This window comes from Cedecea sp. AS113 (assembly GCF_037152415.1).
Taxonomy (GTDB): Bacteria; Pseudomonadota; Gammaproteobacteria; order Enterobacterales; family Enterobacteriaceae; genus Cedecea.
In genome coordinates, this window is record NZ_JBBCMI010000001.1 from 352666 (window position 1) to 364448 (window position 11783).

Sequence of the window (11783 nt, forward strand, 5' to 3'; positions counted from 1 at the left end):
CATTGGCCGCCGGCTGCATACTGTGTTCCTTAGTATTTCTGAAATGCGTTGTTATACGGTGGGCGTTTCCACCAGGCCGTCGATCAGCACCTGGGCAACGCCCTGTGAGCAGCGTTCAATGCGCCCCTTCACGCCGTAAACCTGGGCCAGACTGCGCGGAGTAATCACTTCCTCCGGCTCGCCGCTGGCAACCAGTTTGCCGTCGCGCAGCATGAGAACGTGCTCGCTATGGCGTAAAGCAATATTGATGTCGTGCACCACCACAACGGTGACGATATTACGCTCGCGGGTTTCGCGGGCGACCAGATCCATGACGTGGAACTGGTAATTTAAATCCAGCGCGCTCAGCGGTTCGTCGAGCAGCAGCAGGGACGGACGGCGAATCAAAGACTGCGCGAGGCCCACCAGCTGTTTTTGCCCGCCGGAAAGCTGGTCGAGGTAGCTCAGCGCCAGGTGCGAGATCCCCAGCTGTTTCAGCAATTGCATGACCTGCGCTTCGCTTTCAGCGCTGTGGCGGCCACCGGACGCGCGCTGGGCCACGATAATGGACTCCAGCACGTGGAGATGGACGCCCTGCGGCAGCGACTGCGGCAGATAAACCACTTTTTCGGCGCGTTTGGCGAACGGCAAAGCCATTAAGTCTTCACCATCAAGATACAGCTGCCCTTCCGCGCGATTCAGCCCCGCCAGCGAACGCAGCAGCGTCGATTTCCCGCAGCCGTTCGGCCCCAGCAGCACGGTGATTTTGCCCCGCGGCAGCGTTGGCACGCTCAGGTTTTCGATGATTTGACGCTTCGGGTAACCGGCGTTGAATGCATCAATCTTTAAGCCCTGCATCACACGTTCCCCTTATGGCGCAGAATAATACTCAGGAAGAACGGCACGCCCACCAGAGAGGTGACAATCCCCACCGGAATAATGACGCCAGGGATAATGTTTTTAGAGGCAACCGACGCCAGCGACAGCACCAGAGCACCGACCAGCACGCTGCCCGGGAGATAGAAACGATGATCTTCGCCAAACAGCATACGGGCGATGTGCGGTGCCACCAGGCCGATAAAACCAATGGGGCCGACAAACGCCACGGACAGCGCGGACAAAATACTGATGCGCAGCAACGTGCCTAAACGCAGACGCTTTACGTCGATGCCAAAACTGACAGCACGATCTTCGCCTAAGCGCAGCGCGGTCAGCTTCCAGGAACTCAGCATAGAAATCGGCATGATGATGGCGAAGGCCAGCAGCAGCACGCCGAGCTTGTCCCAGGAGGCTCGCGCCAGGCTGCCCATCGTCCAGAACACCAGCCCCTGCAGCGTGTCTTCGCTGGCGATAAACTGCAGCATCGACACCAGGGCGTTAAAGGTGAACACCAGCGCGATACCAAACAGCACCACGCCGGAACTTGCCACGCGGGTCCAGCGGGTAATGGCGTCCAGCATCAGCGCGGCAAACAGTGCAAAGACGAAGGCGTTGGCGGAGATAAACCACTGATCGGGCACCCCAGGAATACCGATGCCGAGGATAATCGCCAACGCGGCACCAAAGGCCGCGGCGGAGGAAACGCCGAGGGTAAACGGGCTGGCCAGCGGGTTATTGAGGATGGTTTGCATCTCCGCCCCCGCCAGGCCCAGCGCCATACCGACCAGCAGCGCCATCAGCGCATAAGGCAGACGAATGTCCCACACGATCACCCGCGTACCGGCGTTAGCGCTGGCCGGGTCAATCAGAGTCTGCCACAGCGTATCCAGCGGCAGCCCGGACGGACCAAGGGTAAAGTCCAGCAGCAGCGAGGCGAAAATCGCAATAACCAACGCCCCCATCAGCAAATAGCGGTGACGTAGCACCTGCTGGTATCGCCCCATAATGGTGGCAGGCTGCGCCTCGTTTGGCATTGGATCGGTGGTGGCACTCATTAAGTCTTACCTTCGTTACTTCTTAAGATCGGTCCAGTACGTTCCCGTTGGCTCGACCGCCAGGAACTGTTTATAAAGTTGCTGCATTGTCTGTTCCGGGTTCACCTCAGCAAACTGCTGTGGATGGAACCAGGTTGCCATCGCCTGAATCGCGAGGATGTTGTACGGCGAATTGTAGAAATTGTGCCATACGCCATAGGCGCGCCCTTCTTTGACCGCCGTTAACTGGTCAATGCCTTTACGCTCCAGCACGCTCTTCAGGCTGGCCTGCGCTTCGGCCTGAGTAGCCTGAGCGCCAAGCACTACGCCCGGAGAGGTTGAGCCAGGGGCTTTACCGCCGCTGGCGATATAAATCTGCGGGTCAGCGGCAAGCACTTTTTCCAGGTTTACGGTGCCCAGCGCGCCCGGCAGCAGATTTTTGGCAATGTTCGTGCCGCCCGCCAGGTCGATGAAGTCGCCCATGTTACCCTTGCCCGCCGAACCACAGCACTCTTCCATGGCCGCCGCACGCAGTTCTATGAACACGGATGGCTTGTCTTTTTCCGCCATCTTGCCGGTGACGTCGGTAATTTTTTTCAGGTTTGCTTCATAAAAGGCGATGTAATCATCGGCCTGTTTCTCGCGATGCAACACTTTGCCCAGCACGCGCATGCTCGGCAAGGTATTTTTCAGCGGCGAGGTACGAAAATCAACGAAGACCACCGGGACGCCCGCTTTTTCAAGCTGAGAGACCAGCTCGCTGTGGCGGCCAGGGCCGTGACCAGACAGGCCAAAAATCGCCACGTCTGGGTGTAAAGTCAGCACTTTTTCCGGGCTGACGCTGTCGGCGGTGGTACTGCCAATCAGCGGAATGTCATCAATTTTCGGGAATTTCGCTTTATATTCCGCGTAAGTCTGCGTATCTAACTTACGGAAATCGCCCTGCCAGCCGACGATACGGTCAATCGGTTTTTGCCCTTCCAGCAGCGCCAGAGCATAAAACAGCCGCCCTTCCCCCAGCAAAATGCGGTCAACCTTCTGCGGGATGGTTACTTCACGCCCGACGATATCGGTCACCGTCGCGGCCAGTGCGGCAGGCAAACCAGCGGCGGTTAATGCCAGGGCCAGACAAATATTCTTGAATTTAATCATACGCTTCACGCTAACACTCCTTCGTTCCTTAAAGAATGGCGTTAACGATAAAGCAAATGATAATGGTTATCAATTTAATTGTTCTCTACTATAACCTGGAGGAATTATTGCTGGCGAGAGCGAAATAAAAAAGGGCGTGATGATCACGCCCTCTAAAGAGTAACTTATTGTTGCTAAGGCTTATTTCTCACGAAATTTCGGGAATTCCATTTCGCTGTAGCGCACAAAGCGGCTGCCCTTCGTTATCTTGTAGCCAAACCAGATAGCCAGGAACAGCGGGATGCCGATATAGGTCGCCGCCACGCCGCCCCAGTCAATGGTATCCGACAGGAACGCTTCGTAGTTCTGGCCCAGCGTGATGATCAGGCACAGCACGAACGCGAAGATCGGCCCAATCGGGAAGAAGCCCGAGCGGTACGGCAGGTCGTTAATGTCGTTGCCCTGCAGCACGTAGCCGCGACGGAAGCGATAGTGGCTGATGGCAATCCCGAGCCAGGCGATAAAGCCGGTCATCCCCGAGGTATTCAGCAGCCAGAGGTAAACGGTCTGGTTGCCAAACATAGAAGTCAGGAAACACAGCGCGGCAATAACGGTGGTCGCATACAGCGCGTTACGCGGCACGCCACCTTTGGACAGCTTCGAGAAAATACGCGGCGCTTTGCCGTCGCAGGCCAGGGTGTAAAGCATGCGCGTGGAAGCGTACATCCCGGAGTTACCCGCAGACAGCACCGCCGTCAGGATAACGGCGTTCATCACCGCCGCCGCAGACAGCAGGCCCGCGTGCTGGAACACCAGAGTGAACGGACTGACGCTGATGTCTTTCACGTCATTGCGCAGCAGGCTTGGATCGGTATAAGGAATGATCAGGCTGACAATCAGAATCGCGAACACGTAGAACAGCAGGATACGCCAGAACACCTGGCGCACGGCGCGAGGAATGTTTTTCTCCGGGTCAGCGGATTCACCGGCGGCAATCCCGATAAGCTCGGTGCCCTGGAAAGAGAAGCCGACGATCATCGCCACGCCGATCATTGCGGCAAAGCCCCCGGCAAACGGCGCGTCGCCGGTTGTCCAGTTGCTCCAGCCTACCGGCTGCGCCCCTTTGAAAATACCCACGATCATCATCACACCCACAATGATGAAGATGATGACGGTGGTCACTTTTATCAGCGAGAACCAGTATTCCGCTTCGCCAAAGCCCTTCACGGAGATCCAGTTCAGCAGGAACATAATGCCCAGGAACAGCGCGCTCCAGATCCAGCCAGGGGTGTCCGGGAACCAGTAATTCATCACCAGCTGTGCGGCCACGAGGTCAACGGCGATGGTCACCGCCCAGTTGTACCAATAGTTCCAGCCGAGCGCGAAGCCGAAGCCGTCTTCGACATATTTCTGGCCGTAGGTCGCGAAAGAACCGGACACCGGCATAAACGCCGCCAGCTCGCCGAGGCTGGTCATCAGGAAGTACACCATCAGGCCAATCAGCATATAAGAGAGCAGCGCCCCACCCGGTCCTGCCTGAGAAATTGTTGCCCCAGAGGCAACGAAAAGCCCCGTGCCGATGGATCCGCCGATGGCGATCATCGTCAGGTGGCGCGCCTTTAATTCGCGGCGTAAGCCAGGCGCTTCTGTCGTTTTATCTTGTGAAACCATAGGAAATTGTTGCCTATCCAAAAAATGAGGCAAGATTGTAACAAAACGTCTTTGTTCAGATAGCAGAAATCCCGGGTTATAAGAGAGCTTCATGATCGCCCGGCGATTATTAGCGAGGCACTTATCAGGCCGATAATTTGAGGGGAATTAAAAAACCGCCGGCGCGCTCAGTTGCCCGGCGGTCAAAGATTAACCCAGCCCGCGCACGGACGAAATAAACTGCTGCAGTTCCTGAGTCCGGGGATTGGCGAAGAACGACTTGCTTTCCCCCTGCTCCCACACTTTGCCCTGGTGCATAAACACCACGCGGTCGCCGACTTCCCGGGCAAAGTTCATTTCGTGAGTGACCAGAATCAGCGTCATGCCTTCTGCCGCCAGCTGCTCCAGTACTTTCAGCACTTCGCCCACCAGTTCCGGATCAAGCGCCGAGGTGATTTCATCGCACAGCAAGACTTTTGGGTTCATTGCCAGCGCGCGGGCAATGGCCACGCGCTGCTGCTGGCCGCCGGACAGGTTAGCCGGGTAGTAATCCACCCGCTCGCCCAGGCCGACTTTATTGAGCATCTCCAGCCCCAACTCGCGGCATTCGGCGGCGCTTTTATTCAGCACCCGGCGCGGCGCCAGCATCACGTTTTCCAGCGCGGTCATGTGCGGGAATAGGTTAAAGTTCTGAAACACCATCCCCACGGAACGGCTGATTTCACGCGCCTGTGACTCGCGGTCGGTAATGGTCATGCCGCCCAGCTTGATGCTGCCGTCCTGGTAGCCTTCCAGCCCGTTCATGCAGCGCAGCAGCGTACTTTTGCCGGAGCCGCTGCGGCCGATGATCGACACCACTTCGCCCATGTCGATATCCAGGCTAACGCCCTTCAGGACGTGATTGTCGCCATAATATTTCTGTACATCATTAATGGTGATGAGCGGCATTAAATTTTTTCTCCAGGTAGCGGCTGTAGCGCGACAGCGGATAGCAAAGTAAGAAATAGCCGAGCGCCACCAGGGCAAAGACTTTAAACGGCTCAAACGTGACGTTGTTCAGCATGGTGCCGGCTTTGGTTAGTTCGACAAAACCGATGATCGAGGCCAGGGCCGTGCCCTTAATGACCTGCACCGAAAACCCAACCGTGGGTGCCACGGCGATACGCATCGCCTGTGGGGCAATGACCCGGCACAGCGTCTGCCCGAAGCTCAAACCGAGGCAGCGGCAGGCTTCCCACTGGCCTTTAGGCAAAGCACGAATGCTGCCGTACCAGATATCCAGCAAAAACGCGCTGGTAAACAGCGTCAGAGCAAGCGTGGCCGCCGTCCAGGGGCTGACATCAATGCCAAACAGCGCAATGCCGAAGAAAGCGAGGAACAACTGCATCAGCAGCGGCGTGCCCTGAAACAGCGCGACGTAGGCGCTGATGAAGCGTTTGGGCCATTTCCAGCGGCTCATGCGCAGCAGCAATAAAGGCAGCGTCACCAGAGTGCCGCAGAAAAAAGCAATCAGCGACAGCAGCACCGTCCAGCGGGCCGCCAGCAGCAGGTTGCGCACGATATCCCAGTCGGTAAACGTCATCATCCGACATCACTCCCCAACCATTTCCGCCCTGCCGCCAGCAGCAGTTGACGCATCATTAACGACAGCACCAGGTACATTAAGGTCGTCACCAGATAGACCTCGAAGCTGAGGAAGGTACGCGACTGAATGAGGCTGGCCGCAAAGGTCAGATCTTCGCAGGACACCTGGGACACCACGGAAGAGCCCAGCATCACAATGATGCACTGGCTGACCAGCGACGGATAAATACGCTTCAGCGACGGCGGCAGCACCACGCGTAAAAAGGTCTGGCTACGGCTTAATCCCAGCACGCGAGCCGCTTCCCACTGCCCTTTCGGCGTCACCTGAATACCTGCGCGAATAATCTCGGTGCTGTAAGCCCCTAAATTAATCAGCATCGCGATAAGCGCCGCTTCCCCGGCGTTGAGCTTTAACCCCAGCGCAGGGAGCCCAAAGACAATAAAGAACAGCTGCACAACGAACGGCGTGTTGCGAATCAGTTCCACGTATCCGCCCCACGCCAGGCTTAACAGCCCTGGCTTTCCGCTGCGAATGGCCGCCCCGGTAATGCCGATAGCCACGCCACCGACCGTCGCCATAAAAGTGAGCCCCAGCGTCACCCACAGGCCGGACAATAACTCCGGCCAGTAAGGCAGCAGACCGGCAAAATCAAGTTGCGTGGTCATCCCCGGCACCTCAAGCGCCGAGGTTGGCAGGCAGCGGCGCCTGCATCCATTTCTGCGACAAGGTGTTCAGGGTATGGTTCTTCAGCGCCTCACCAATCAGCTCGTCCACCTTCGCTTTCAGCGCAGGTTCATTCTTTTTCAGCCCGATGTAGCAAGGGGAATCCTTGAGCATAAATTTGCTGACCGGCGCTTTGGCTGGGCTCTGGCGGGCAATCGCCGCCACAACGAGGTTACCGGTGGCGATGTACTGCACCTGGCCTGAAAGATAGGCGGAGATGGTAGTGTTATTGTCTTCGTAGCGCTTCACGTCGGCGTCTTTCGGCGCGAGGTCGGTTAATACCATGTCCTCTACTGCGCCACGGGTCACGCCAATGGTTTTCCCACTAAGCGCTTTAGCATCTGTCACTGCGCCATCTTTCGGCCCGAACACGCCAAGGAAGAACGGGGCGTAAGCGCGGCTAAAATCGATGACTTTTTCACGTTCAGCGTTCTTGCCGAGGCTGGAAATGACCAGGTCAACTTTGTCCGTCTGCAGATATGGCACGCGGTTCGCGCTGGTGACCGGCACCAGCTGTAGCTTGACCTTCAGACCTTTTGCCAGGTAAGCCGCCATATCAATGTCGTAACCCTGAGGTTTCAGGTCAGCGTTCACTGAACCAAAAGGCGGGAAATCCTGCGGAACCGCTACGCGCAGCACGCCGCGTTTTTCGATATCCTGCAGCTGATCGGCCATTACCGCCCCGGCCTGAGCCAGCAGCACCGTTGCGCCAACTAAAGAGAACAACCATTTTTTCATCGTCATGTGCAGCCTCGTCGCCTGATTGAAACAAAAGATTCTTTGAATTCAATTCTGCAACTAATGTGCCAACGACGATGAATCGCAAAGATCGCTGCTACATTGCGGTGAAAAAGAAGTTAACGGGCGGGAGGTTGCCTCGCAGCCACACCCCAATCAGGTGCAGCTGCAAGATTTTGGTGCATTATGCTTCGCAGTAGCGCAGAAAACGCAGCAGCGCGTTAGAGATATGCTTCTGGCGATGGTGGATCCGGTACAGCGTCCGCACCAGACGAGGGAGGGGAATAGCCACTTCAACCAATGAGCCGCTCTCCAGCTGCTCGGCAATCACCCGGCGAGACAGGCAGCTGATGCCCAGCCCGTGGCGCACCGCATGTTTGATCGCCTCGGAATTGCCCAGCTCCATACCCAACTGAAACTCTGGCAGATGCGAAAGCAGTAAATAGTCGACGATTTCGCGGGTGCCTGAGCCGCGCTCACGCAGGATCCACGGCTGCTTTGCCAGGCTTTCCAGCGTTACCGCCTGGTGCACCAGCGGGTTGCCCGGCGAAGCAAAGACCACCAGCTCATCGTCGAGCCACGGCTCGGTCACCAGCTCCGCCATATGACAAGGCCCTTCAATCAGGCCAATATCGACGCGAAAATCCGCCACCGCGTTGATCACGTCCTGGCTGTTGCCGACGCTAAGCTCCAGCGGCAGCTTCGGGAAGTCGCGGCGATAGCGGGCAATCATTTCCGGCAGAATATAGTTGCCAATGGTGCTGCTGGCATACACGCGGATCGCGCCGTTATCTTCCCGAAACAGCTGTTCTATTTCACCGGCCTGCTCCAGCAGCCCGACAACTCGCGGGTAGAGCAGCCTGCCGTGTTCATTTACCACGAGGCGCTTCCCCACTCGGTCAAAGAGCTGAACCCCAAGCTGACCTTCAAGATCGGCAAGCGCGGCGCTGACCGCCGACTGAGAGAGGGACAGCATCTGGGAAGCTTGCGTGGTCGAACCGCTTTTAAGCACTTCAGCAAAGACTTCCAGCTGCCGCAGCGTGATATGCATAAGAGAGATTTCCTGTGGTGGCAGCCATCGCTTACCACTTATAAAGATTAATTATAAATATATAATCAATTTTATTTTTATGCCAGCCAGGCGTAGCCTTTTCCCTAAGACAGAGGAGAAGGTTATGACAGTACTCACCGTACAAGCTCGCCGCCACACGCTGTGGCATTTTTTACCGGGGCTGGCGCTTTCCGCCGCCATTACCGGCCTGGCGTTATGGCTTGGCAACATTCCCGCGGTGGCAGGCGTCGGCCTTAGCGCCCTGACGCTCGCCATCCTGTGCGGCATGATAATCGGCAACACCGTGTATCCCAAAATCTGGCAGCAGTGCGACGGCGGCGTGCTGTTCGCCAAGCAGCACCTTCTGCGCCTCGGCATTATTCTGTATGGCTTCCGCCTGACGTTTTCGCAGATTGCCGACGTTGGCGTCAGCGGCCTGGTGATTGACGCCCTGACGCTGTGCAGCACCTTCGCCCTCGCCTGCTGGCTCGGCCAGAAAGTGTTTGGTCTGGACAGACAAACCAGTTGGCTGATTGGTGCGGGCAGCAGTATTTGCGGCGCGGCGGCTGTACTTGCCACCGAACCGGTGGTGAAAGCCGAAGCCAGTAAAGTCACCGTGGCCGTCGCCACCGTGGTTATCTTCGGGACGCTGGCTATCTTTATCTACCCGATGATTTACCCGTTCGTCAGTCACTGGTTTACGCCGGAAGCCTTTGGGATTTACACCGGGTCAACGATGCATGAAGTTGCCCAGGTTGTTGCCGCAGGGCACGCCATTAGCCCGGAAACGGAAAATGCGGCGGTGATTGCCAAAATGCTCCGCGTGATGATGCTCGCCCCGTTCCTGATTTTCCTGGCCGCCCGCGTTAAATCTCTGGCACCGGCTGGCTCGGCGCAAACCGGTAAAATCACCATCCCGTGGTTTGCAATACTCTTTATCGTGGTGGCGATCTTCAACTCCTTCCACTTCCTGCCACAGGCGCTGGTGAATGTGCTGGTCACGCTGGATACCTTCCTGCTGGCAGTGGCGATGGCTGCTCTGGGCCTGACGACCCACGTTAGTGCCCTGAAAAAAGCCGGGGTTCGCCCGCTGCTTATGGCGCTGGTGCTGTTCATCTGGCTGATTGTCGGCGGCGCGGCCATTAACCTGGCAATTCATCACCTGTTAGCATAATTCAATACGGAAAAAAGCCTCCTGACCCGCTATCATGACGGACTACCGATAGCGGGTTTTGCCCGTCAAGAAACAGGAGAAGACAGATGAAGTTTATTGGAGCGCACGTTAGCGCCTCGGGTGGCCTGGAAAACGCCGCCATTCGCGCCCACGAACTGGAAGCCACCGCTTTTGCCCTGTTCACCAAGAATCAACGCCAGTGGCGCGCCGCGCCGCTGACCAGCGAAGTTATCGACAACTTTAAGAGCGCCTGCGAAAAATACCATTATGGCCCAGGCCAAATCCTCCCCCACGACAGCTACCTGATAAACCTCGGCCACCCGGTTGAAGATGCGCTGGAAAAATCCCGCGAGGCGTTTATCGACGAAATGGTGCGCTGCCAGCAGCTGGGGCTGACGCTATTGAATTTCCATCCGGGCAGCCACCTGAAGCAGATTCCGGAAGAGGAATGCCTGAGGCGCATTGCAGAGTCGATTAACATTGCGCTGGAGAAGTCCGAAGGCGTGACCGCAGTCATCGAAAACACCGCTGGCCAGGGCAGTAACCTTGGTTTCCGCTTTGAGCATCTCGCGGCGATTATTGACGGCGTGGAAGATAAATCCCGCGTTGGCGTCTGCATCGATACCTGCCACGCCTTTGCCGCCGGGTACGATCTGCGCACAGAAGCTGACTGCGAAAAAACCTTTAGTGAGTTCGAGCGTATCGTCGGGTTCAAATACCTGCGCGGGATGCACCTCAACGATGCCAAAAGCGAGTTTGGCAGCCGCGTTGACCGCCACAACAGCCTCGGCCTCGGGAATATCGGCCACACGCCGTTTAGCTGGATCATGCGTGACGCCCGTTTCGATGGTATTCCGCTAATTCTGGAAACTACCAACCCGGATATCTGGGCCGAAGAGATCGCCTGGCTTAAAGCACAACAGCACGAGGAAGCGACGGCATAACGCTGTCGCTGGATGCGTCAGGGTCATTGCTGGTAGCTGCACTCAGTGCGCTGCCAGCTCATAATAAAATGCAGGATTGCTTTGAATGGTAGCCAGTACCTTGGCCGCTAATCCGGTGGGATTGCGACGTTTTGACTCCCAACTTTTGATCGTGTCAACGCTGGTGCCTAAGGCCTGAGCCATTTCACTTTGCGAAACCTTCAGCTGTTCCCTTATCGCCCGAACATCCGCCACGTCATAACGCACGACCTTCGCGGGTAATTTTCCCCCGTTTTTAATTTCCACCGCCTCTTCAAGCGAGGTTTTAAGGTCATTAAAGAAGCTCATTTTCTACGTTACCTTTTAGTAATTTAGTCAGCCTCCTGAGTTCAGCTTTTTCTGCTGCCGTCAGGTTGTCTTTTATGTGCTTCGGCCACGCCATGATCAGCCAAATCATCTCTGCCGTTGCAAAAAAATAGATTACCCGAGCGCCCCCGCTTTTACCCCGAACGCCGGTTGCCATTCTGATTTTCCGTAACCCTCCGGTGCCCTGAATCAGATCACCTTTCTCCGGGGAGCCAATTAAAACCTTTTGCAACGCGCTAAGTTCATCATCTGTCGCAAACTGTTTAATCTGACGGGTAAATAACGTCGTCTCAATAAAAGTTATAGCGTGCGTCATTGCGCCCTCATCCTTAAGGGTACTACGTACACCAATGGTGTATATAGTACACTCTCATTGTGTGCCAGGCCAAAATATTTATTTTTATTCACTCAGAAACAAGCTTGAAAAAGCAGGTGTGTGAAAAGTGAGAATAAATGGGGTGCAACGACCTGGCAGGTTTTCAGTCAGGCTCGAGACATGCCTCACGAACTGACTTAGCGGCCTTTAAGGATTGTTCGGAGAGTAACATTG

Annotated in this window: 13 protein-coding genes; 2 read left to right on the top strand and 11 right to left on the bottom strand. The window is 56.3% G+C overall.

Annotated features, from left to right (window positions below):
- Positions 1 to 51: 51 nt before the first annotated feature.
- The 9 genes from WFN87_RS01690 to yieE form a co-directional block, all read right to left on the bottom strand.
- Positions 52 to 840 (bottom strand): ABC transporter ATP-binding protein, encoded by a 789-nt coding sequence (locus WFN87_RS01690; protein WP_085938913.1) that lies wholly within the window; start codon positions 838 to 840, stop codon positions 52 to 54.
- Positions 837 to 1913 (bottom strand): FecCD family ABC transporter permease, encoded by a 1077-nt coding sequence (locus WFN87_RS01695; protein WP_008459946.1) that lies wholly within the window; start codon positions 1911 to 1913, stop codon positions 837 to 839. The genes WFN87_RS01690 and WFN87_RS01695 overlap by 4 nt, the downstream gene beginning before the upstream one ends.
- Before the next feature lie 15 nt (positions 1914 to 1928).
- Complete coding sequence (locus WFN87_RS01700; protein WP_336981729.1) at positions 1929 to 3044, bottom strand: ABC transporter substrate-binding protein; 1116 nt, start codon at positions 3042 to 3044, stop codon at positions 1929 to 1931.
- A 180-nt stretch (positions 3045 to 3224) separates the two neighbouring features.
- Positions 3225 to 4694, bottom strand: a complete 1470-nt coding sequence (locus WFN87_RS01705; protein WP_008459942.1) for an amino acid permease — start codon at positions 4692 to 4694, stop codon at positions 3225 to 3227.
- 189 nt (positions 4695 to 4883) lie between these two features.
- Complete coding sequence (locus tag WFN87_RS01710) at positions 4884 to 5621, bottom strand: amino acid ABC transporter ATP-binding protein (protein WP_039295413.1); 738 nt, start codon at positions 5619 to 5621, stop codon at positions 4884 to 4886.
- Positions 5602 to 6258: an amino acid ABC transporter permease gene (locus WFN87_RS01715; protein WP_039304915.1), complete on the bottom strand. Its 657-nt coding sequence runs from the start codon at positions 6256 to 6258 to the stop codon at positions 5602 to 5604. The genes WFN87_RS01710 and WFN87_RS01715 overlap by 20 nt, the downstream gene beginning before the upstream one ends.
- On the bottom strand, positions 6255 to 6923 hold the full coding sequence (locus WFN87_RS01720) for an amino acid ABC transporter permease (protein ID WP_336819217.1): 669 nt from the start codon (positions 6921 to 6923) through the stop codon (positions 6255 to 6257). Before WFN87_RS01720 ends, WFN87_RS01715 begins: the two co-directional genes overlap by 4 nt.
- Positions 6924 to 6933: 10 nt before the next feature.
- The gene (locus WFN87_RS01725; RefSeq protein WP_336981731.1) at positions 6934 to 7719 is read right to left on the bottom strand and encodes a transporter substrate-binding domain-containing protein; all 786 of its coding nucleotides are present in this window, start codon (positions 7717 to 7719) and stop codon (positions 6934 to 6936) included.
- 184 nt (positions 7720 to 7903) lie between these two features.
- Positions 7904 to 8770 carry a DNA-binding transcriptional regulator YeiE gene (yieE, locus tag WFN87_RS01730; protein ID WP_008459931.1) on the bottom strand — a complete coding sequence of 289 codons (867 nt, stop codon included), beginning with the start codon at positions 8768 to 8770 and terminating at the stop codon, positions 7904 to 7906.
- A 124-nt stretch (positions 8771 to 8894) separates the two neighbouring features.
- Here yieE and WFN87_RS01735 point away from each other — a divergent pair, with 124 nt between their 5' ends.
- Together WFN87_RS01735 and nfo are read left to right on the top strand one after the other, a co-directional pair.
- Entirely contained in the window at positions 8895 to 9944 is a 1050-nt protein-coding gene (locus WFN87_RS01735; protein WP_008459930.1) for a YeiH family protein, read from the top strand.
- A gap of 86 nt (positions 9945 to 10030) precedes the next feature.
- Positions 10031 to 10888, top strand: coding sequence for a deoxyribonuclease IV (nfo, locus tag WFN87_RS01740; protein WP_336981654.1), 858 nt, complete (start codon positions 10031 to 10033; stop codon positions 10886 to 10888).
- Between the two features lie 42 nt (positions 10889 to 10930).
- Here nfo and nadS read toward each other — a convergent pair whose 3' ends face one another.
- Positions 10931 to 11215 carry a NadS family protein gene (gene nadS, locus WFN87_RS01745; protein WP_008459926.1) on the bottom strand — a complete coding sequence of 95 codons (285 nt, stop codon included), beginning with the start codon at positions 11213 to 11215 and terminating at the stop codon, positions 10931 to 10933.
- Positions 11202 to 11549, bottom strand: coding sequence for a type II toxin-antitoxin system RelE/ParE family toxin (locus WFN87_RS01750; protein ID WP_336981656.1), 348 nt, complete (start codon positions 11547 to 11549; stop codon positions 11202 to 11204). The genes nadS and WFN87_RS01750 overlap by 14 nt, the downstream gene beginning before the upstream one ends.
- Positions 11550 to 11783: the final 234 nt, after the last annotated feature.

What these genes read in the sequence shown, in the direction of transcription:
- WFN87_RS01725 (WP_336981731.1), bottom strand. Translation starts at nt 7,719, where the DNA reads ATGAAAAAATGGTTGTTCTCTTTAGTTGGCGCAACGGTGCTGCTGGCT.
- WFN87_RS01720 (WP_336819217.1), bottom strand. Translation starts at nt 6,923, where the DNA reads ATGACCACGCAACTTGATTTTGCCGGTCTGCTGCCTTACTGGCCGGAG.
- WFN87_RS01705 (WP_008459942.1), bottom strand. Translation starts at nt 4,694, where the DNA reads ATGGTTTCACAAGATAAAACGACAGAAGCGCCTGGCTTACGCCGCGAA.
- WFN87_RS01695 (WP_008459946.1), bottom strand. Translation starts at nt 1,913, where the DNA reads ATGAGTGCCACCACCGATCCAATGCCAAACGAGGCGCAGCCTGCCACC.
- WFN87_RS01710 (WP_039295413.1), bottom strand. Translation starts at nt 5,621, where the DNA reads ATGCCGCTCATCACCATTAATGATGTACAGAAATATTATGGCGACAAT.
- nadS (WP_008459926.1), bottom strand. Translation starts at nt 11,215, where the DNA reads ATGAGCTTCTTTAATGACCTTAAAACCTCGCTTGAAGAGGCGGTGGAA.
- WFN87_RS01750 (WP_336981656.1), bottom strand. Translation starts at nt 11,549, where the DNA reads ATGACGCACGCTATAACTTTTATTGAGACGACGTTATTTACCCGTCAG.
- yieE (WP_008459931.1), bottom strand. Translation starts at nt 8,770, where the DNA reads ATGCATATCACGCTGCGGCAGCTGGAAGTCTTTGCTGAAGTGCTTAAA.
- WFN87_RS01735 (WP_008459930.1), top strand. Translation starts at nt 8,895, where the DNA reads ATGACAGTACTCACCGTACAAGCTCGCCGCCACACGCTGTGGCATTTT.
- WFN87_RS01700 (WP_336981729.1), bottom strand. Translation starts at nt 3,044, where the DNA reads ATGATTAAATTCAAGAATATTTGTCTGGCCCTGGCATTAACCGCCGCT.
- WFN87_RS01715 (WP_039304915.1), bottom strand. Translation starts at nt 6,258, where the DNA reads ATGATGACGTTTACCGACTGGGATATCGTGCGCAACCTGCTGCTGGCG.
- nfo (WP_336981654.1), top strand. Translation starts at nt 10,031, where the DNA reads ATGAAGTTTATTGGAGCGCACGTTAGCGCCTCGGGTGGCCTGGAAAAC.